Source organism: Sulfuriroseicoccus oceanibius (genome assembly GCF_010681825.2).
Lineage (GTDB): Bacteria > Verrucomicrobiota > Verrucomicrobiia > Verrucomicrobiales > SLCJ01 > Sulfuriroseicoccus > Sulfuriroseicoccus oceanibius.
This window is the reverse complement of the sequence record NZ_CP066776.1, coordinates 1,307,112-1,329,382: the sequence shown is the minus strand read 5'-3', so window position 1 is coordinate 1,329,382 and position 22,271 is coordinate 1,307,112. Positions and strand designations below refer to the sequence as shown.

Annotated in this window: 13 protein-coding genes and 1 tRNA gene; 7 read left to right on the top strand and 7 right to left on the bottom strand. The window is 58.6% G+C overall.

Going from position 1 to position 22,271, the window contains the following annotated elements:
- Positions 1 to 68 precede the first annotated feature (68 nt).
- The gene (locus G3M56_RS05220; RefSeq protein WP_164364169.1) at positions 69 to 2,291 is read right to left on the bottom strand and encodes a protein kinase domain-containing protein; all 2,223 of its coding nucleotides are present in this window, start codon (positions 2,289 to 2,291) and stop codon (positions 69 to 71) included.
- A gap of 399 nt (positions 2,292 to 2,690) precedes the next feature.
- On the opposite strand from G3M56_RS05220, the gene G3M56_RS05215 reads away from it, so the two are divergent.
- Positions 2,691 to 6,230 (top strand): PAS domain-containing sensor histidine kinase, encoded by a 3,540-nt coding sequence (locus G3M56_RS05215; RefSeq protein ID WP_164364167.1) that lies wholly within the window; start codon positions 2,691 to 2,693, stop codon positions 6,228 to 6,230.
- A 79-nt stretch (positions 6,231 to 6,309) separates the two neighbouring features.
- Here G3M56_RS05215 and G3M56_RS05210 read toward each other — a convergent pair whose 3' ends face one another.
- The gene (locus tag G3M56_RS05210) at positions 6,310 to 7,227 is read right to left on the bottom strand and encodes a helix-turn-helix domain-containing protein (RefSeq protein WP_164364165.1); all 918 of its coding nucleotides are present in this window, start codon (positions 7,225 to 7,227) and stop codon (positions 6,310 to 6,312) included.
- An 86-nt stretch (positions 7,228 to 7,313) separates the two neighbouring features.
- Positions 7,314 to 8,318, bottom strand: coding sequence for an ADP-glyceromanno-heptose 6-epimerase (gene rfaD, locus G3M56_RS05205; protein ID WP_164364163.1), 1,005 nt, complete (start codon positions 8,316 to 8,318; stop codon positions 7,314 to 7,316).
- Positions 8,319 to 8,484: 166 nt separating this feature from the next.
- Between rfaD and G3M56_RS05200 the strand changes: the two genes are divergently transcribed.
- Positions 8,485 to 8,560, top strand: a tRNA-Phe gene (locus tag G3M56_RS05200).
- A gap of 111 nt (positions 8,561 to 8,671) precedes the next feature.
- Here the strand turns inward: G3M56_RS05200 and G3M56_RS05195 are convergent.
- The 3 genes from G3M56_RS05195 to gyrB all read right to left on the bottom strand — a co-directional run bounded on the left by G3M56_RS05195 (position 8,672) and on the right by gyrB (position 14,884).
- On the bottom strand, positions 8,672 to 9,487 hold the full coding sequence (locus tag G3M56_RS05195) for a M14 family metallopeptidase (RefSeq protein WP_164364161.1): 816 nt from the start codon (positions 9,485 to 9,487) through the stop codon (positions 8,672 to 8,674).
- A 118-nt stretch (positions 9,488 to 9,605) separates the two neighbouring features.
- Positions 9,606 to 12,257 carry a DNA gyrase subunit A gene (gene gyrA / locus G3M56_RS05190; protein WP_164364160.1) on the bottom strand — a complete coding sequence of 884 codons (2,652 nt, stop codon included), beginning with the start codon at positions 12,255 to 12,257 and terminating at the stop codon, positions 9,606 to 9,608.
- 71 nt (positions 12,258 to 12,328) lie between these two features.
- A complete protein-coding gene (gyrB, locus tag G3M56_RS05185; protein WP_164364157.1) occupies positions 12,329 to 14,884 on the bottom strand; it encodes a DNA topoisomerase (ATP-hydrolyzing) subunit B in 2,556 nt (851 codons plus the stop codon).
- Positions 14,885 to 15,161: 277 nt separating this feature from the next.
- Between gyrB and G3M56_RS05180 the strand changes: the two genes are divergently transcribed.
- The 5 genes from G3M56_RS05180 to G3M56_RS05160 all read left to right on the top strand — a co-directional run bounded on the left by G3M56_RS05180 (position 15,162) and on the right by G3M56_RS05160 (position 20,029).
- Positions 15,162 to 16,577, top strand: a complete 1,416-nt coding sequence (locus G3M56_RS05180; protein WP_164364155.1) for a dihydrolipoyl dehydrogenase family protein — start codon at positions 15,162 to 15,164, stop codon at positions 16,575 to 16,577.
- A gap of 292 nt (positions 16,578 to 16,869) precedes the next feature.
- A complete protein-coding gene (locus G3M56_RS05175; protein WP_164364153.1) occupies positions 16,870 to 17,283 on the top strand; it encodes a bactofilin family protein in 414 nt (137 codons plus the stop codon).
- A 121-nt stretch (positions 17,284 to 17,404) separates the two neighbouring features.
- Positions 17,405 to 18,481: a polymer-forming cytoskeletal protein gene (locus G3M56_RS05170; protein ID WP_164364151.1), complete on the top strand. Its 1,077-nt coding sequence runs from the start codon at positions 17,405 to 17,407 to the stop codon at positions 18,479 to 18,481.
- 94 nt (positions 18,482 to 18,575) lie between these two features.
- Positions 18,576 to 19,136 (top strand): elongation factor P, encoded by a 561-nt coding sequence (gene efp, locus G3M56_RS05165; protein ID WP_164364149.1) that lies wholly within the window; start codon positions 18,576 to 18,578, stop codon positions 19,134 to 19,136.
- 62 nt (positions 19,137 to 19,198) lie between these two features.
- A complete protein-coding gene (locus tag G3M56_RS05160; RefSeq protein ID WP_164364147.1) occupies positions 19,199 to 20,029 on the top strand; it encodes a hypothetical protein in 831 nt (276 codons plus the stop codon).
- An 11-nt stretch (positions 20,030 to 20,040) separates the two neighbouring features.
- Here G3M56_RS05160 and G3M56_RS05155 read toward each other — a convergent pair whose 3' ends face one another.
- Positions 20,041 to 22,269 (bottom strand): glycosyltransferase, encoded by a 2,229-nt coding sequence (locus G3M56_RS05155; protein ID WP_164364145.1) that lies wholly within the window; start codon positions 22,267 to 22,269, stop codon positions 20,041 to 20,043.
- Between the last annotated feature and the right edge of the window lie 2 nt (positions 22,270 to 22,271).

The following is a 22,271-nucleotide window of genomic DNA, read 5'->3' as shown; positions in this document are numbered from 1 at the left end:
CCATCCCACCTGATGACACAAAAAATGGCCGGCACCGCGATCTGCAGTGCCGGCCATTTTATATAAACTTACTTCGAGAGCGCGTCGCGCACTTGGGACTTCGCCTGCCGCACTTGCGGGCTGAAGCGAGGGTCCGCGCCGATCTGATCCAAAAGGTCCAGCGACCACTCACGGCCAACGCCTGCGAGACCCTGCACCATGAGCATCTTGCGGTTGGTATCCGAACCGCTCAGCGTGAACGCCCGGGTCCACCAAGAACGCCATTGGTCATCGTCACGTCCAGCACGCTCTTGCGCAATCGTCATGATGTACGCTTTGAATGCACCGTTCTCCACTTCCGGGCTCGGCCCATTCGACGCCAGCTCAAACAATGCCTCAACCTGCGAGTCATCAGGCCATTCACCCAATCCCGTCAACGCGGAAAGATGAAGCTCCTGATCGGTTGTACTCTTCAAGAGGCTATTGAGCTTGTCTGCAGCGGCTCCGGTGCCGGTCATCCCCAGCAAACGGACACAAGCCTGGCGGCTCTTGAGATCGTTGATTGGATCCACACCTTCAGCCAAGGTCGTCGCCAACCTCGAGCGCTTGTCCTGCGAAAACTCGTACATTAGTTGACGCACTCGCTTCTCCGCCTCACGGCGAACATCCGAACTCTCTGTGGTCGCGAGCAAATCGATCAGATCGATCGTCCCTTCCACGTCGTCGGTCATGAAGCCATAAGCCTGAGTCGCCCATTCGGATGCCGGATCCTCATCACCGCGCAACGCGATCTCGAGGAACATCGGCTTGGCGTCTTCCACCTTCCGGTTGACCAACACGGTCATCAAACTCTCGCGCACCTTGGTCGAGGTCGACTCGTCCAATGCGTTCATCAAAGCGGTATCCACACCCGGACCTTCAAGCTCTTTGAGTGTATCCTCAACGCGCTGAAGCAGTGCGTCGCGATCACTCACCTTGAGCTTTTTAGGCGGGTTAAGATAAGGCAGCAAAAGCTTCACGGTCTCGTCACCACCGGTCCGGTCGTCGCTCTCCATCAGTGCAACAACAGTCGCCAACTTCTCCTCATCGCTCTCGCCGAGCAACATGCCCAACAGAGAGCCGCCACCAACCAACGCAAGCAAAGACAAACCGCCGATCAGCGCCCAGCGCTTCTTCATATCGACAGGCTTGCCACCACCCACAACAGTTTGAGTAGCTCCGGTCACAGGTCCGGTTGAAATCGTCCACTTTGGAGGACCTCCACCAGGAGCCACCGCACCGTAGGCACCTGTAGCCGTCGAAACCTGCCCTGTTCCCGGGTGAACTGGCCCGGTTCCCCCAGCCGTGGCGATCTGCCCTGTAGCTGGGTTCACATAAGCGGAGGTTCCCGGATTCACAGCCCCGGTTCCTGGGGTTGCTGCTCCCGCAACCGCCCCGGCCGGCACCACCAGACGCCCTGTCGCTCCCGAGCTAGCGCCCGGAATGTTCGCATTCGGGTTCAAGAAAACATCAAGCGCATGCTTTGCATCCTTCGGACGATCCTCAACCTCGCGGCTGATCATCCACATCACCCAGTTGGTGAATCGGCGCGGAATGTCCGGACGGTGTTCTTCCAACGGCGTCACGCTGTGCTGCAAGTGCGCAGCCATCACCTCAGCTGCGGTCTCGCCATCAAATGGATAGCGGCCCGTCAAACCGAAGTAGTAAATACAACCGATGGCGTACAAGTCGGTACGGCAGTCCAATGGACGACGCTCAAACTGCTCTGGAGCCATGAAGTGGATCGAGCCGAGGATCGAGTCTCCCAAGCCAATCGTCTGCTTGGACGGACGCGGACTGAACTTTGCCAATCCAAAATCGAGCAACTTGAACTGGAAGCGCCCACTCGGCAGCCACTTCACCATCAGGTTGGTCGGCTTGATGTCGCGGTGCACCAGGTTCTTATCCTGTGCAGCAATCAACGCCTCAAGCGATTGCCCGACCAATTCGTTGAAATCCTCAAGAGTCAGCAACCCTCGCTGGACCACTTCCTCGAAAGTCTCACCGTCCACTAGCTCCATCACCACGAACGCACCGTCATCATCCTGACCGACGTCATAAACGGACACAATGTTAGGGTGCTGCAACGTGGAAAGCGTGGTCGCCTCACGAATCAACCCCTGGGTAGGATCCTCATCGAAAGACTCACTTTCATCGGGGGGGAGGAGGCGCTTAATGGCGACCTCTCGTTGCAAGTGCGTATCGAGTGCCCTGTAAACCGCGCCGATACCGCCTTGGCCGATCTTGCTCTTAATTTGATAGCGTTCGCTCATTGAAAAAAAATCCTAGAGAGTCTCAGCAAACATCCAGCGAGGGCGCAACCCTTAATCGCACGCATTTGATGAGATTTTTGACCCTCGTAACCACGGACTTCCACCAACCAAAATTGGCAACGAATCCTTGAGATGCGCGGGGGCGAGCGCAGACAGTGCCAACTGACACACCCCTACGTCAACTGCCAATCTCCCTTTTTGAAAAAATCCCCAATAAAGTTACCGCTGACCTTTTTCAAAGACCATCATCATCACCGAAATCGAGCTTCGCAGGTTTGAAAAATGACCTACGCCACCGCCGATTCACCTTTACTCACCGCGGGCTCTATTGCACAAGCTTAGGATCCTCTCCCACGCATGACAGGGCGCGGACACCCTCCGCGCCCCAAATTCCCCCGCATGAGCAAATCTCCCAAGCCTTCTTCCGCGAAGTCCGCGCAATGGACTGCCCAAGTGCCTACCTCACCACCCAGTGAGAAAAAGAGACGCACCCAGGGCCACGGACTCAGCCGCTCTCTCGCTATTGTCGGCGTCCTCCTCGTAGCCGTCGCCGTCGGCATCGTCGTCAACCACCTGACCAAAGCAGGAAGCGGCAACTCATTACGCGAACTGGTCGCGCGCGACGTCAATTCGATCGGCCGCACGCTCAGCGAAAAGGAACAGCACATCGGACAAAACATCGAAATGCTCGCCGCCAACATCGGCGACCAGCAGTCGATCGAATCCGCCGGCACCACCTTCCGCCTAAACGCACCACGAGTCCTTGAAGGACTCCCCGCATCGTCCGCGCTGGTTCTCGCCTCCCGCTCGACGCCAGACGCACCACTTGAAATCGTCGACATCGCCGCAAAGGGATCGCTGCGCTCCGCAATTGACAGCCTCTGGCTATCCTCCACCGAGCCCAACCTCGACATCGACACCTCCAAGACTCTCTCAGGTGGCATCCTGTTGGACTCCCTCCCTCTCAGTGAGTCCCAAGAAGGCACCAACCAACTCATTTGGTATGCAGCTCCACCCAAGAGCGACAACGCCGCTCAATTCACCCTTCTCTCGTTCATCAGCATCAGCAGCCTGATCAACGACACCCTGCCAAACGAGCTCGCCCTCAGCCATGACGTCCGCGTCACCTATAAAAACGCAGACGGACAGCAACGCCTCATCATGTGGCGCAATGCCATCTACCGCGAAGGCGAGAGCTCCCCGGCCATGGTGGACCCTGAGGAGACTCCTTCGCAGCAATACCTGCTCGACGTCCGAGGCGACACCCTGAGCGTCCTCTTCAACCCAACCCTCGCATGGATTCAGCAGCACGAGAGCCCTCTGCCAAGAATCCTCCTCATTCTGTCGCTCTCCACGATCGGCCTCGCGGCGGTGGTCATGTTCATCCTCTCGCGCCATACAGCGGTCATCGAGAACCGAGTAACCCAACGCACCGAGGAACTGGCCGAGTCGGAACGCCAGCTTGAGGTACGCAACCGCACACTCAACTCCATCCTCGAGCGCTCGCCGGACTTGATGATGCTGCAAAACCGCGAGGGCAAGTTCCGCTACTCCAACCCACGTACCCACAACGTCCTCAGCGCAGACCTCAACGGCCGCACCCCGGCGGAAATCGCCCGCACCGTTTCCGGCCACTCACGTCAGATCCTGATGCAGATCGCCGAGGGCTTCAATGCCATCGCCCAAGGCGCCACCAGCAACCGCTTCGAAGCGGTCACGGTAGCCGCCGGCAATGTCGAGGAGATCCACCTCGACATCCTCCAAGTTCCAGTCCGCAACGACGAAGGCCAGATCGTCCGAGTCCTCACCGTCGGACGCAACATCACCGAGCAACGCACCCAGCTGAGCCGCCTCAAACAGGCCCAACGCCGCATTGCAGCCCTCCTCGAAGACACCGCCACCGCGATCATCGAGTGGGACACCCAGCAAAAGGTCGTCGCGTGGAACCCCGCTGCAGAGCGCATCTTCGGCTACACCCGGGACGAAGCGCTCGGCATGCCGATCAAGACCCTCATCCCAGCCACAGCAGCCGGACACCTCACCTGCCCAAGCGGCAATCCATTGGCCACCGACTCCGAGGAAACCTCCCGCGTCTGGCAAACTCAGACCAAAGACGGTCAGGTTGTTGCCACCCAATGGCAAAATACAATCGTCCACGACGAAAAAGGCAACCCAGCCACCACGACATCATTCATCTTTGACGTCACTCGCCGCATCCTAGCAGAGACCTCGCTTCAGGAACGTGAAGTCGTTCTGCGAGCCCTCGCCAACTCGTCGCTTGAGTTCATGCAAGGTTCGGAGTGGGAGCAAGAAGCCCGCAGCCTCCTCGGAGCGCTCCTCGAGTGTAATACAATCGACCGCGTCTCCCTCGTCCGCCAACGCCTCGAAGCAGACGAACCAGACCTCGAAGCGGTCACCGTCTGGCAAAACGTTGCAGGACAGCCAAATGAAGTGGACATCTCTTGCTACGAGGAGATCACCAAGGAAAACCAACAACTCGTCTGCCAAGCATGGATCGACACGCTGCGCCAGGGCGCGGAGATTTCCGGATCCCTGCCAGATTTCGACACACCGGACCGTGAAAAGCTCCAAGCCATCGGCGTGGAGTCACTTCTGATCATCCCGTTGTTCAAGCAAGACCTCCTGTGGGGCTTCCTGCGCTTCGACCACCACACCACCAAGCAGTCGTGGTCGTCCGACCAAATCGACGCCCTGCGCGTTGTCGGCGCAGTTCTCAGCACAGCCATCACCAAACAAGCGCTGGACCACAAGCAGTCGCTGCTTGAGCGCCGACTCCTCAGCGCCCAGAAGCGTGAGAGCCTCGGCATCCTTGCAAGCGGCGTAGCCAACAACTTCAACGAACTGATCAGCGCAATCCTCGGCAACGCATCGCTCGCCCGCACCCAGGCGGAAACCCACACCACGATCGATGACTGCCTCGCATCCATCGAAACCGACGGCCTCAAAGCCTCGGACCTTTGCCGTGAAATGCTCCTCTACTCCGGCCACAATGAAGGCAACATCGGCCTGGCCAGTATCAACATCATCCTCCTCGAAGCCATCGCCCAGCTGCGCCACAGCATCAGCGACAAGATCGAAATCGTCACCGACTTCGCCAGCGGCCTCCCTGTCGTGGAGGGCGACGCAGAACAACTCAAACAGGCCATCTACAACGTGCTGCTGAACGCCGCCGAAGCCATGGTCACCAGCACCGGACTGATCCGCATCCAAACCGGGATCGCCGTCGCTCCATCGCAAAACCAGCAAAACAGCGAACTCTCTGAAGACGACCAAACCCGCGTCTTCATCCGCATCACCGACACCGGATGCGGAATCGATAGCCGCTCGCTCGACCACATCTTCGATCCATTCTTCTCCACCAAGGCTCAGGGCCGCGGACTTGGGCTCACCCTGGTGCAAACCGCCATCGAAGCCCACGAAGGATCCATCAAAGTCACGTCGGAGATCGACCACGGCACCGTCGTCAACATCTCACTCCCAAGCCGCAACCAGGGCGACCTCAAGCGTCACACTGCACGCGTTCGCCCATTATTGCAGCTCAACGGCACCGTCCTCTACGCCGAAAGCGACAGCGTCCAGCGCGCCGAAGGCGTTGCCATTCTACGTAAGTTCGGTCTCCGGGTGGATGCCGTTAGCGACGGCCAGCAGGCAGTAGACCTCATCTCAGCGCGGCCGGACCGCTACCTTCTCGTCATCATGGACCTGCGGATGCCAGTGATGGACGGTCTCACTGCACTCACTCAGATCCTCAAGCTTCACGACAACCAACGCATCATCCTTACCAGCTCGCGCAGCTTCACATCGGAGACGCACAGACTGGTCGACGAAGGCATCGCGGTCACCATCGAGAAGCCATTGGACGAAGCCCAGCTCTCCGGAGCCATCCAACAACTACTCGACCGCTACCCGGCTCATTAACAAGCCGGCAAATCGAATCAAAAAAAGCCCCACCGGCCACAAGGTCGATGGGGCTTTTTCCATAATTAGAAAACAACCGTCAGGAAATCACCTGCTTCTCTTTGCGATACTGCGTCGGCGAGATGCCCTCCACCCGACTGAAGGTGCGGTTGAACTGCGACAACGAGGAAAAGCCAACCTTATAGGCAATCTCCGACACCCGGACATCACGGCGCAACAACTCACGTCGCGCCCATTCGATGCGCTTCCGGTTCACGTACTCGATCAGCGTCAGCCCCGTCGAAGCCTTGAATGCACGGCTGAATGCACTCACCGACAGCCCGGCAGCTTTCGCAGCGGCCTCCAGCTGAATCGGATCCTCCAAATTCTCTTCTATGTACTCCAGCGCTCGCCGCACACTCTCCGGCTCGGAGCTCATCCGACGGATCGCCACTTCCCTCAAGTGCTCGGAAAGCTGCTCGGAAAAAACCTCCAACAACGACACCACGCCGGCATATCGGTCTTTCGTCATCTGGGTCGGAGCCTCCTTCAGAGCCTCGACCATTGCTGCCACCCGGTCATCATCTTCGACGACCGCATGCAGGGTCTCAACGACCTCATCGATTTCTTCACCACTTGGCACCTCATCCCTCACCTCACCCGTGCGCAAAAAGGCAATCACCTCGCCCCCGTGATGCACCGGCACCATCGTCTCCACCAACCCGGCGAAACAGCGCGTGGAGGCGGCTCCGCTCATCGCCGTGTTTTGCAAAACCCGGTTCACCTCGACACACTCAGCACATCCGGATTCCGTCTCACGGACCATCGTACAGAACGCATTTCGATCCACTCCGGCAACCGAAGCATCACGACCAGAATAATCCCCCACCCGCACGATGCGTAGCGGGAGACCTGTCGCGCTCTCAAAAGCTTTGCGATAAGCACCGAATAACTTGCTGGCGACGATCTGCTCAAACAGGTCACGCCCTGAGCGTCGGCTGTCGGATTTCTCAATCACGGCGGCAGATTACTCCTCAAGATCCTTCTCCGCAAGTGCATTGAGCGAGTGGAGAATCTGATCTCCACCCGCCTGAAAAACGCACTCTATTCGTCAGCCCCATCGCCGAGGAAACAATCAGCGACCAAGTAATTCTGAACGTAATCACGCACCGACTCCTTGAGCGGACGCGTGCCGGCCGTGTAGCCCGTCTTCTCCAAGCGCGCCACGTTGGCTTCGGTAAAGTATTGGTACTTTCCGCGCAGATGTTCCGGCATTTCCACGAAGTCGATATTCGGCTCCATGTCCAGTGCGGCGAAAATCGCCTCTACCAAATCCAGCCAGGTCTGCGCTTTGCCCGACCCCAAATTGTACAAACCACCCGCCAACGGACTCGACGCCAGATGCAAGGTCATCTCCACGCAGTCCTTCACATAGAGGAAATCCCGCATTTGCTTGCCATCCTCGTAGTCCGGGTGGTGACTCTTGAAAAGAGAAACCCGCCCCGTCTCGCGGATCTGATGGAACGCTTTGTTCACCACACTGCGCATCTCTCCTTTATGGTTCTCGTTCGGGCCAAACACATTGAAGAACTTCAACCCGACAATCCTGTCGAGAATCCCCTCGCGCTGAGCCCACTTGTCGAACAAGTGCTTTGAGTACCCATACATGTTGAGCGGACGCAACGGCTCGAGCTCACCGGCGTCGTCCATTCCATTCGCGCCATCGCCGTAGGTCGCCGCCGACGAAGCATAGACAAACTTGGCACCGTGCTTGAGTGCGTAGCGGCACAACTCCTGTGAGTACTGGTAGTTGTTGCGCATCAGATAATCAGAATCCTTCTCGGTCGTTGCGGAACAGGCTCCCATGTGCAAAATCAAATCGATCTGGCCAAGATCCTCACCAGCGGCAATTTTTGCGCGCAGGTCGTCGCCCGCGATGTAGTCCTCGTAGCGAAGCGGAACCAGGTTCTTCCATTTCTCGCCCAAATTCAGGTGATCACTGACCAGGATCCGGTCGCAGCCCATTTGGTTGAGCCTCCAAATCAACGCACTGCCAATCAGGCCAGCCCCTCCTGTCACCAGGATCCTTTTATTCGCGGAAATCTTCATACACCCACATCATTCCAGAGATCCAGCCCACCGCAAGTCACGATCCGCCCCCCGCGAAACCACGAATCCGCAGAAATTTCGTAAATTCGAAGCAATTTCCACTTGCACCAAACGCGCAGCCGAATATTATGCCGCTCCGCTTCCCAACGGAAACGGAAGACAAGGTGGCTCGATAGCTCAGTTGGTAGAGCAACGGATTGAAAATCCGTGTGTCCCCAGTTCGAATCTGGGTCGAGCCACCATTTCATTTTCAAAATCAAAATCCCGGATCTGCGCATCAGATCCGGGATTTTTTTTTGTGTAGTAAGCACCACTCTACCTCGAGGGCACCAATCCTGCGCTATGGCAGCCCGCTACATCCTCCGCAAACGCCCGACCACGTGATGAAGGAAGCGCTCGTGCGCCCGGGCCCGATCGTAAAGCGAATACTCGGATGGCGTCTCAAACGTCAGCGAGGTCGTGGCGTAGTCAGTAAAGAGCGGAAACGCTTCCGGCACTCCTTCGTCAAAGTCCGGCAGTCCCGCGCGAGCCAGCAACCCATTCTCCGCCCGCACACCCTCGATCTCATCACAGGCCTCCAGCGGGATCACATCAGCAGCGGCATCGAGAGCCCCCCGACCAAACCGCAACCCGCCCTCACAGAAGATTTCATAGCAGTAGCACCCGCAGGCATCATAGTCCTCATGCAGGCTAACCGCCGCCGCGAACTGACGCCCCTTCATCAATTCCCGCCACGCCTCGACCAACGGATGCTTGTGATCGCCGAACAATCGGTTCAAATCCTGGTCACTGGCATCGTTGCGCACATTGTGCTCGAGCCCCCATGGGTTCACCAACGGCAAATAGACCACATCGCCCATCTCCCAGCCCGCCAACGCGGACTCCGCCCAACTCAGAGCACCCAGCACTCCGGCAGGTTCGTCACCGTGCACGCCGGCACTCAGGTAGAACGCCGGACGGTTCGCCTGACCTTTGAGCACCACCGCTCCCACTTCCGGCACCCCGTCCTTCTCCGGCACCAAAACCTCCCACGTCGCGTTCTCTATTGATTCCGCTAACCGCTTGGCGTGATCCAGCACCTGGTACGCATCGTGTGCGTGGTGATTGGCCATGAAAAACGCCACCGCCGCGCGGTACTCTGAATCATCGGGTGTGATGCTGTCGCTCATTGTGCCGATGGTTATAGCAACCGCCAGCCCTCACGCCAAGCCACGAAAAAATCCGCCGCTCATGGCCACCCGAAGGACACCATAAACGACGGATTTGATAACTTAACAACGAGATCGATTACTCGGCAGACTCGTCCGCGGCCGGAGCCTCGGCTGCGGCAGCCGAATCGTCACCACCCTCGACGGTCACATCATCGTCGCCTTCGCTGTCTTCTTCATCGTCGACAACGACCTTGGCCACGCTCTGGAGGAACTCACCTTCGCGCAAGCCCATAAGCTTCACGCCGGATGTGTTACGCCCCGCCTCGCGGATCTCCGCGACGCGGATTCGCACGCTCTGGCCGCTGTTGGTCATGAGCATCAGCTCATCGTCCTCAGCAACCGCCAACGACGACACCACCGATCCGGTCTTCTCGGTAATCTTCATCGTGAGCATACCCTTACCACCACGACCCTTGGTCGGATAATCCTCGAACGGAGTACGCTTGCCGATCCCCTTCTCGGAGGCCACCAGCATCGCTTGACCAGGAGCAGGCACCGCCATGCCGACGACATAGTCGCCTTCACGAGGACGGATGCCCCACACACCGCGGGTCGCACGACCCATCGCGCGCAATGTGCTCTCGCTGCAACGCACGCAAAGACCATTGCGGGTGACCAAACAGATGTCGTCTTCGCCCGAGGTCAGGCGCACATCGATCAACGAGTTGTCCTCGTCGATGCGGATCGCGATCAGACCACCTTTGCGGTAGTTGCGGAAGTCCGCCAACTGAGTCTTCTTCACCGTACCGTTACGGGTAGCGAACACGATGTTCTCCTTACGGTCCTCGGAGAAGGTGATGTCGTTCCCCTCATCATCGGTGAGATACTCCACGCGCAATGTCGCGGCAATCTTTTCCTGAGGCTGAAGGTCCAACAAGTTGTTGATAGAACGCCCCTTCGAGGCACGCGACCCCTCAGGGATCTGATAGACACGCTCCACGTATACGCGGCCCGTATCGGTGAAGAACATGAGGTAATCGTGAGCTCCCGCGGTGAACAAGTGCTCGACGAAATCTCCAGCTTCCTCGTCCTTTCCGGCAGCCTGCTTGGTCTGCATGCCACGCACACCCTTGCCGCCGCGCTTTTGGGCACGGTACTCGGCGAGTGGAGTACGCTTGATGTATCCGCGGTGGGAAATGGTCACCACCTGACCATCGTTGGCGATCAGATCTTCAATGGCGATCTCACCTTCATCCGGAACGATCTCACAGTTACGCGGGTTGCCGTGCTTCTCTTTGATCTCAAGCAACTCGTCCTTGATGATGCCAAGCACGCGGGCCTCGCGAGCGAGGATGTCGAGGAAATCGGTAATCTCAGCCAGCACCGAATCATACTCGCCCTTGGTCTTGTCGACCTCCATGGCAGTGAGCTGATAGAGGCGCAGTTCGAGGATGGCGTTGACCTGGCGATCGGTGAACACATAACGATCCCCCTGAACACTGGCCTGCGAGCGGATGAGAATTCCAAGTCGCTCGGCAGTCTCGGTCGGGAAGGTGTAGGCCTTCAGCTTCTCGCGGGCCTCCTCACGGTTCTTCGACTCGCGGATAATGCGGATGAAGTCATCCAAATGACCAAGAGCAAGCAAGAACGCCTCGAGGGTTTCGGCGCGTTCTTCCGCTTTACGCAGCAAATAACGCGTCCGGCGGATGACCACTTCGCGTCGGTGCTCGATATAGCAATCCAGAGCCTCACGCACGTTGAGCAACTTCGGACGACGCTCGTGAATCGCCAGCATGTTCACACCGAAGCTCGTCTCAAGCGACGTCAGCTTGAACAACTGGTTCACAATCACCTGCGGACGCGCGTCACGCTTGAGCGTGATTTCAATCCGGGTCTGCTCGTCGGAAAGGTCACGCATTCCGGAAATCCCGGTCAGCACCTTCGTGTTCACCAGTTCGGCGATGCGCTGCTGAAGGGTCGCTCGGTTCACGCCGAATGGCACTTCCGTGATGATCAACTGCGAGATACCCGAGGCCTTTTCCTCGATCTCCACGGTACCACGCATGCGGATGCTGCCCTTACCTGTGCGGAAGTAGCTATCGATTCCGTTGTAACCACGGATCTGACACTTCACCGGGAAGTCTGGCCCTTTGATGTGGGTCTTGAGCTCATCGATGGTGATACGCGGATTGTCGATGGTGGCGCAGATCCCGTCGATCACCTCATTGAGGTTATGCGGAGGAATGTTCGTCGCCATACCCACGGCAATACCCGTACCACCGTTGACCAACAGGTTCGGCATAGCGGCAGGAAGCACCACAGGCTCGTCACGTGTCTCATCGTAGGTCGGCTGCAAGTCGACTGTCTCCTTGTCGAGGTCGGTCATCATGGCCGAGCCCAAGTGGGTCAGACGGGCCTCGGTGTATCGCATGGCTGCTGCAGCATCGCCTTCCACGGAACCGAAGTTACCCTGACCATCGATGAGGATTTCACGCATGGTCCACGGCTGGGCCATGTTCACCAACGTGGTGTAAATCGCGCTGTCACCGTGCGGGTGGTACTTACCCATCGTGTCACCCACAATACGGGCACTCTTGAGGTGCGCCTTTGTCGGAGAGAGCGACAGGTCGTTATGCATCGCGTAAAGGATGCGTCGTTGCGAAGGCTTCAACCCGTCACGCGCATCGGGAAGCGCACGGGAAATGATCACCGACATCGAATAGTCCAGGAAGGACTTCGACATTTCGTCGGCTACGTTGATCGGAGCAATTGAATGTTCTTCAGACATTGGAAAGTTAGGGGGAGCGGCCCGCCGTGGAATCGACCAACAGCAGACCGAAGAATAAGTTCGTTAGAGGATTACACGTCGAGGTTGCGCACACTCAGCGCGTTGTCTTCGATGAAGCGCTTGCGAGGCTCCACCACGTCGCCCATCAGAATGTCGAACATACGGTCGGCCTCGACCGCATTCTCTTCATCCAGACGCACGCGAAGGAACTTGCGGGTCTCCGGATCCATGGTGGTGGCATAAAGCTCTTTAGCGTTCATCTCACCCAATCCCTTGAATCGCTGGATTCGCATTCCCTTGCGGCCGATCTCGAGCACGCGGTCGAGCACTTCGAGGATGTTGTTCACTGGAGTTGTCTCCTCGTGATCCCCAACGGTCTCCACCAACTCGTACACCGCCTCGCCTTGAGGAGCGTAGAACGGATCCGTGTCCAATCCGAACTCCTGAACCCGTGCGAGCAACTTGGAAATTGCATGGCACTCGTGCAATTCGCGCACCACCGCACGACGCATCACGTCACGCGACTTGATCTCGGCGATCTCTTCCTCGCTCAGTTCCTCATTGAACAAACGAAGGTCGCGGTTCTCCGCGGCGAAGTCTCGCAACTGCTTCTCAGTGGCAAAATAGTGGATCGACTCGTCATTACCCGCACGCACACGCACCAGGAACTCAGGCAACACGCCATCCACCCGGTGATCGAGCAGGTCGCGGAAATCGCCACCGTGGCCCTCGAGCGTATCAACGTAGCGCTTCAAGCTGGAAAGCGACTCAAGCACTTGCTTGAGCATGTCCGCTTCGATCTCGCTACCGGCCTGCCCCGGCTTGCGCAGGCTCACCTCATCCGCACCAATCGAGATCAAAATCTCATTCAAGCGCGCATCGTCCGCCACGTATTCCTCACGCTTCTTACGCGTGATCTTATACAACGGCGGCTGGGCAATGTAGAGATATCCGGCACGCACCAACTCCGGCATGTGACGGCAGAAGAAGGTCAGCAACAAGGTCCGGATGTGGGCACCGTCAATGTCGGCATCGGTCATGATGACGATCTTGTGGTAGCGCACCTTTTCCAAATTGAAGGCACCCTCCTGGTCGCCCTCGCCGATCCCCGCGCCAATCGCAGTGATCATCGCCTGGATTTCGCGGTTCTGCAGCGCCTTGTGCAAGCGCGCTTTCTCCACGTTGATCACCTTACCGCGCAATGGAAGGATCGCCTGGGTTGTACGGTTACGTCCCGATTTCGCGGAACCACCTGCGGAGTCACCCTCCACAATATACAGTTCGGATTTCGCCGGATCGCGCTCGGAGCAGTCCGCCAGCTTACCCGGCAGACCACCACCGGAGAGCGCCGACTTACGCACCGTTTCACGCGCCTTGCGGGCCGCTTCACGGGCACGCGCCGCATTAATCGACTTCTCGATGATGCGCTTGGCCAGGTTTGGATTCTCGTCGAAGTGCTCGATCAGCCCTTCGTAAACGATTGAGCTCACCACACCTTCGATCTCCGTGTTGACCAGCTTGTCCTTGGTCTGCGACGAGAAGCGCGGGTTCGGCATCTTCACACTGATCACCGCGATCAAGCCCTCGCGGACATCATCACCGGAAAGCGATGGATCCTTGTCCTTAATCAGCTTCGCATCTTTGGCGTATTTGTTCACCGCACGCGTCAACGCGGTACGGAAACCTGTGAGGTGCGTTCCGCCGTCACCGTTTGGAATCGAGTTGGCGTAACAAAGGATCTGATCGTTATACGAATCGTTGTAGTGGAACACGATGTCAGCGAAGACGTCGTCGTTCACCACTTTGCCGTCGTAATCGACTTCAATTTCACGCGATCCGCTCAGAGCCACAGGCTCCTCGTGAACCAATGTTTTGTTCTCACCGAGCTGACGCACGAACTCGACGATACCGTCCGCGTAGAAGAAGGTCTCCTTCTTCACAGCCCCCTCGGCCTCGGCTCGCTCGTCGACCAGGTTGATCGTCAAGCCCGGGTTGAGGAACGACAGTTCGCGCAGACGCTTCGCCAGACGCTCGAACTCAAACTCAATCGTATCCGTGAAAATAGTCGCATCCGGGAAAAAGGTGATCTGCGTTCCAGAAACCTTCTCCGCTACTTCGCCGATCACTTCGAGCTGCTTGGTCGTCTTGCCGCGCTCGAACTCGATCATGTAAACTTTCCCCTCACGGGAAACTTCCGCACGGAACCAATCGGAAAGTGCGTTCACACACTTCGCACCCACACCGTGAAGACCACCGGAGTACTTGTACGCCCCCTGGCCGAACTTACCACCCGCGTGCAGATTGGTCAGCACCAGCTCAACCGCCGGCACCCCGAACTTCGGGTGCATGTCGACCGGAATACCCCGGCCGTTGTCTTTGACCGAAATCGATCCATCCACGTGGATGTTGATGTCAATCGTGTCGCAATATCCTGCCAGATGCTCGTCAATCGAGTTATCCAGCACTTCGAACACACAGTGGTGCAAACCACGCACATCGGGGTCGCCGATATACATGCCAGGGCGCTTACGCACCGCTTCCAACCCTTCGAGCTTGTCAATCTGAGCAGCTCCGTATTCCTGCTGCTCTGAAACCTTGGTTTGATCGGGATCCTTATCTTCGGCCATAGAGGCACCAAACCTAGCGGGATCCGCTCGCACTACAAGCACGTTTAACGCCTATTTCACCCCTCTTCGCACTATCCCCCACAAACACCCCAAAACCCGCTGATTCGACGCGACACGGCCCTCATTCCAGCCCAACCCGACCACCATCCACGCAATTTCGCCTACTCAGCCATCCAAAAAACCATCTTCCACAGGTTCCAGCCTGTCACGCTTCCTCCTTGCATCATCGGATGCCGCCATCAATAACCATGAGAACTTTTCATCCAATCACTGCATCATGAGCGATTACCAATACGATCTCGTCGTCATCGGCGGCGGCAGCGGAGGCTACGCCGCGGCACGCACCGCCCACTCCCACGGCCTCAAAACCGCAGTCATCGACGGCGCGGACGAACTCGGCGGCCTGTGCATCCTGCGCGGCTGCATGCCCTCTAAAACTCTCATCGAAAGCGCCAACCGAGCCCGAACCATCCGCGAAGCCGACGCATTCGGCCTCAAAGCCAGCTACCACGGCGCGGATGGACCCGCCATCCGCGCGCGCAAACGCACACTCATCGATGACTTCGCCGGCTACCGTCAGGGCCAACTTGAAGACGGACGCTTCGACCTCCACCGCGGCTTCGCCAAGTTCACCTCCCCGCACTCGCTCGACGTCGCCCTCCGCGACGGCAACCAAATCTCCATCACATTCCGCAGCGCGGTCATCGCCGCAGGCTCCACCATCTCCACCCCACCAATCGACGGGCTTCAGGAAACCGGCTTCCTCACCAGCGACGATGTGCTCGACAGCGACCACATTCCAAAATCCATCATCGTGCTCGGCGGCGGCGCCATCGCGATGGAGCTCGCCCACTATTACGAGGGCCTCGGGGTGGAAACCACGGTCATCCAACGCAGCCCGCACATCTTGAAAGACTGCGACTCCGATGTCGCCAAAGTCGTGGAAGACGCGTCGCGCAAACGTGGGATCAATCTTTTCACCGGCACCAAACTCACGTCCGTAACGCGTGATGAAGATGGACTCAAACGCGTCCACTTCGACTCAGAAAACGGCCCGCAATTCGCCGCCGCCGAGGAAATCCTCTGCGCTCTCGGCCGCAAACCCAACACCAGCCCACTCGGTCTGGAGGCCGCCGGCATCACCACGTCCCCATCCGGCCACATTAAAGTAGAACCCACCCAGGCATGTGTCGGCCAACCCCACCTTTTCGCCGTCGGCGACGTCTGCGGACCACTCGAAGTCGTCCACCTGGCCATCGAGCAAGGCGAAATCGCAGCCGACAACGCGAATGCCATGCTCAATGGAGTCGCCGGTGAGCCCCGCACATTCTCCGACCGCCTCAAGCTCTTCGGAGTCTTCACCGAACCTCAAATTGGCATGGTCGGACTGACCGAAAAAGAAGCCAAGGCCGAGGGCATCCCCTACGACGTCGCCGACTACCCATTCGACGACCACGGAAAGTCGATGGTAATGGGCGAACTTCACGGCTTCGTCAAACTGCTGGCCCACCGGGAAACCAAAGAAATCATCGGCGGCGCGGTAGTCGGACCACACGCCAGCGAACTGATCCACGAAGTGGTCGTCGCGATGCGCTTCCGTGCCACAGCGGAGCAACTCGCCACCACCCCGCATTACCACCCAACTCTAAGCGAAATCTGGACCTACCCGGCCGAAGATCTGGCGGATTTATAAAACGCTCCATCCCTTTTCACAAAAGGCTTAAGAGCCGAACACTGATTCGCAAAAGTTAACTAAAAAAGTTCCTGCCACACAGGGGAATATCTTTGACTCATTTCTCCAAGAATGGCTAATTACCCCCGTGCTTAGGAGATCCAAAAACCAAGAAACAGGGGCCCACAAGCCGATGGAACCAATCGGACTTTCCGCCCGCGAACAAGATTCACCGGCAGCCACACCCGCTCCGGAACCTACATACACGAACACCCCCCAGCAGCCAAAGCCGGCAACCAGCCGACAGCCTACTATGAACACCACCAAAAACATCCTTTCCAACGACGTCGAGATCAAAGGATCCCTCAAGTTCTCCAATGACCTCGTCATCGACGGAAAAATCGAAGGAGAAATCTCCTCGGATGGATCTCTCACCATCGGTGAGAACGCCCACATCAAGGGCGAAGTCGCAGTCAAAGCCGTGACCGTCTTCGGTAAAGTCGAAGGCAACATCACCGTCACCGAGCGCTGTGAACTCAAGTCGAACTCAGAACTTCTCGGCGACGTCAAAGCTCGTACCCTCGCCATTGAAGAAGGTGCGACCTTCCTCGGTAAGTCGATTGTCGGCGCGGCAGCTGCCACCAAGGCCGGCTCGGACAAGCCCGCTCAGAAGCCTGCAGGCGGACAGAGCTCGTCCCAGCCTGAGTTGGTGAAGGCCAACAAGTAACGGCAAACACCACTTAATCGAAAGATTCTACGACCTATCGGGCCAGTCGGGGCATCTCCCCGTTGCCCGATAGGTTTTTTTGTACTATCTGTCCGCGCATTCATCCCGTGCCGACTAAACCGTGAAGGATCTGATTCAAACCACCTGCCCGAAATGTGGCCACCAGCAGCAGGAACCCGCGCAAGTGGTGTCCTTCTATTGCAAGGGCTGCCGCTCGCATTTGGACATCCAGCGCGATGGCGTCCAACGCACGAAAATCCCGCGTGAGCGTTCTATCCACTTGGAGAAGGGCCTCCAAGGCATTCAATCATTGCTGGGCAAATGGAAGGGGCGGTTCAGCGGCACCATGACTTCCGTACGTGGAGCGCAGCCACCGGCTCCTGAAGTTCCAGAGTCACCGGTTGCTCCGCTGCCTCCACAAGAGCTGCTCTCACCAAAGAGCGAAGAACCATCCGAAGCCAACAGCGGCTTCCCTCCGCCGCCCATCGCATCGCGCGACACCGCGTTGCCAACCCGACGCCCTGACGACCTCGGTCTGGATCCTCCGGCCTACAGCCCGAAGCAACGCCAAAAGCCACAGAACGAAGCCCGTCTGCCCGACAGCGATCCTTCGCCGGCTCGTCGCCGCTTGCGCAATGAACGCACCGTCACCTGCTTCGAGTGCGGTGAAGATTTCTCAGCCCCGCGCATCGGCCCGGCGCCGGCATGCCCGGAATGTGACCACCAGGCACTCTCGTGTGACTTGGTCATTGAAACCGCCACCGATGGCGACCAACTCACCTACGGCAACGTCCGCATCCTCAAGCGAGGCTCGGTCAATGGTGGCCGCATCGCATGCCACAACTTCGCCGCCTACGGCCGCTTCTCAGGCACTGTCGAATGCACCGGACGCGTCGAAATCAATTTCTCCGGCACGCTGGACGCCGCCATCACCTGCCGCGAACTGGTCATTCCACGCCGCACTGACGTCAAAATCACCGGCCCGGTCATCGCCGATAGCATCGAGGTCGAAGGACGTATCGACGCCCACGCACTGATCCACCAGGACCTCAACATTCCGGCCGGAGGCGAGTTCCAAGGCAAGGTCACCACCCGCACCGTCAACGTCGACGACGACGCGCTGCTCGCGGCCGACCTTCAGATCCACTCCAACCCGAAGGAACTGCGCGACGAGTTCATCCGCTCCACCGCCTCCTAGTATCAATTTAGGATGACAAGTCATTGTCATTCGGCATAGTTCATACCATCCAGCTAAACGACTTAGCGAACCCAAACCAAACACTATCCCTGTCATGGCAATTGTTGCAACCAACCTGAAAAGAGGTCAGGCCATCAAGTACAACGGCGAAACCGGTATCGTCCTCAACATCGAACACCGCACCCCAGGTAAGGGCAACGCCCTCATCATGGCGACCATCCGCTCGTTCCAGTCCGGCAAGACCAAAGACATCCGCTTCGCCTCCGGCGACAAAGTGGACATCGTTCCTACCGAGCGCCAGAAGGTCGAGTTTTCATACAGTGACCCATCCGGATACCACTTCATGGACACCACCTCCTACGAGACCATCACTCTCGACGAAGACCTTCTCGGTGACGGCACCGACCTCCTCGTTGAAGCTCTCGAAGTGGAAGTTCTCTACTGCGACGGAGCCCCTGTCTCGATCGAGTTCCCATCGTCCATCGAAATGGAAGTGACCGAAGCCTCGGAAGGCGTCAAAGGCGACACCGCCAATAACCCAACCAAAGCCGTTACTCTCGAAACCGGCAAAGTCGTGCAGGTTCCGCTCTTCATCAACCAGGGCGAGCGCATCCGCATCGACGGCGAAACCGGCAAGTACCTCGGCCGCGCCTAACCAGGCGTCTAATCCTCTGAATTCCCTGATGGGGGAAACCACGCATCCGCATACCATTCGCTGTGGCGCGTAACAAACCCATCAAGAAAAGTCGGCGCTCCGCGCGTGGGTCCTCTGCTCTTGCAACGGCCCGTGCGGAGCGCCGATCTCGTTCTCCCCGCGGCAAAAACAACCGCCGCGCCCCAGCCCCCCAGCGCGAGCCCATCCGGATCCCACTCACCTGGCTCAAGTTCGGCATTGGCATCTTCCTTCTTCCCGTTGCTTGGGTCCTCAGCCTGGCACTGCTTCAGGTTTTCAATGCCAATGTGGAAGGCAGCGTCTGGAAGTCCCCCGAGCTGGTCTTCTTCTCAACAGGGCTCTCCCTGTGGTCGGCATACTTTCTCTTCTTCCCCCGCCCGACCACGCTCTACGTCTTCGGCCACGAACTGACCCACGCCATCTTCGTTCTCCTCAGTGGCGGCAAAGTCGGCGGGTTCAGCGTCTCGCACGATGGTGGCTACATCCTCAGCAACAAGACCAACACGTGGATCTCGCTGTCGCCCTACTTCGTTCCGATCTACACGGTCTTCAGCATCTCCACGCTCACGGCGGTGCACTGGTGGCTCGTCACCATCCCCTACTTTGACCGCCTCTTGTTCTTCGTCACCGGAATCACCTGGGGCTTCCACCTCACGTTCACGCTGTCGATGATCCGCAAGGGCCAATCCGACCTCGATCAGAACGGCACCTTCTATTCACTGGTCGTCATCTACCTGATGAACCTCGTTCAAATCGTTGCCTTGCTCGTGCTCGCATCGAAGGAGGTTTCACTCACCTCATACCTGGGAGAATGCCTCACCGCCGCCGGTGAGTTCTCGCGTTTGATTCTGCGCGTCCTCGGCTTGGAGCGCTAGCCGAACAACCGTCACAGTGCACGCACCGCGGCGCGCACCCGCTCGACCGCCTCTACGTCGCGCCCGTCGATCCGCACGCCCACTTGGTTGAGCCCACTGGCACCGTCGACCTCCGCCACCGTCAGAATCTGAACAGGAGCGCGCCCACTGCCGACTGAGACCTCCAAGTCCCAGTGCTGCCCCCCGTCGTCGGGTTCCACAACCCATCCGAGCGAGCGCAGCTCTGCCACCACGCCACGCAACCATTCCTCCCTGCACACGCCGGCAGACAGTTCCACCCACAGCACATCACACAGCTCCACCAGCTCACTCGATCTTCCCCGGACCACATAAGGCACCGTCATCCGCAATCCTCCACGCCAACGACCGTACGCCCGCGCCCAACGCTGCCACTTGAACATCCAACGCGCAACCATCTGCCACCGCTGCGGCAACCAACCCGCCACGTGAATGTCCGCCGCCCCATCCCACGGCGCATTCCCCGCCAGCAAAACAGGAAATCCGGGCGAGGCAAAGGCACCGCCATAAACCCCGGCCGGATCAAATGCCAGCCCGGACGCACCATACACCACGCCATCCCAGCGGGCGCCGCCAGAGCCGACCCGCGCCGCCCAATCCCTCGCGAGCAGTGCTTCGGCGCGACCGTAGCCGACTTGTTGTTTCAAATACTTGCGCAGGCTTGGCCGACGCTCGTGCCACACCATTGCGGAGGGCACATAGTGCAACTCGAACCCAGCATCAATCAAACGCCAACAAAGATCCACGTCATCACCTGCCGTCACGTACTGCCTGCGGAACCCACCAATTGCCTCAAATGCATCACGCCGCACCACCAGGTTACACCCTGGCAAATGCTCGGCGCGCAGGTCATCCATCATCACGGCATTTGCCGTACCCGGCGCGTGGTCGAGGATCCACTGCCGACCTCCCCCAGCCTCACTCAACGGCGGCACATTCGGCCCGCCCAGAGCCCCGCATTCACGACGCGAGACGTGCCGCACCAGTGCCCCGATCCAGTCCGGGTCGGCCTGACAATCGTCATCGGTATAGGCGATCCAATCAGCTGAAGTTTCTTCCGCCCCCCGGTTGCGCGCGGCGCTCAACCCGGACGGCTCAATGCTTACCAACTTAACTGACGGGAACCTCCGAACCTCCGCCGCAGTGTCATCGGTGGATCCATCATCCACCACCACAATCTCGTCCGCCGGCCGCCGGCTTGCCAACAACGCCTCGAGACACCTCGCAATCCGCTCACCGCCATTGCGGGTACAAACGACGACCGCCACCGAGACGGAATTGTCGCTCTCCCATTGCGGAAGCCCGTCGCACTGCTCCAACCACTCACGGGCATCCCGCAACGCCTGACGCTCCGTGCCATCCGCCGCAACCAGCCCAAAATCCCAATCATCATTGCGCCCGCCATCCGGCGCCCGCCAGTCACCAGACCACGCAAACCAACAAACCCCGCACGCCCCCACATCCGCCGCCGATTGATACGCCCACCGCATCATCTCCGCTTGAAAGGACTCCCCCTCACGCGGCACGTCCGCTCCCGCTTCACTCACCAACACCGGCCGATCTCCCGCCAGTAAATGCGCGTGTTGCAGGTAGCCCTCGTAGGCTCCGCGCTCGTGAAGGTACACATTGATCGCAAAGACATCGGCATTGCGTGGAGCGATCCATTCGGTCGGCGGATAGTTCGCGTAGGTCAGCAAGCGCTCCGGGTCGATCGCTTTTGCCAGATCGATCATTTCCTCCAATGCCCGCCGCACATTGCGCCAGCCCATCCAGCGCACCAAATCCACCGGCACCTCATTGGCGACGAAAATCCCACCGATGACAGGGCTCCCCGCGTAGCGCCTCACCGCGCGCTGCAACTGCTCACGCCCCTCGGCCAGTAAATGCCGCCTATCTTCACGCTCAGATAAAAAGTCCAAATGCCAGCCCCACGGCACGCCGAACCACACCTTCAGCCCGAGTTGCCCACAAATCTCAACGAACCACTCAGGCGGCACTTCATACAAACGCACCGCATTAAACCCCGCCCCGCGCACAGCTCGCAGGTCGGACTCCACCACATCTCGTGGCGGCAGCATCCCATCCTCCCCACACGAGGCATCGGGGAACGGCCCGTAAGTCACCATCCGCGCAAAATGCTTCTCCCCACCGCACCACAAAAACTTCCCACGAACCTCGAGGGCACAGTGAGAAGCATCAGAACGAAGAGAAGGCGCGGACATCA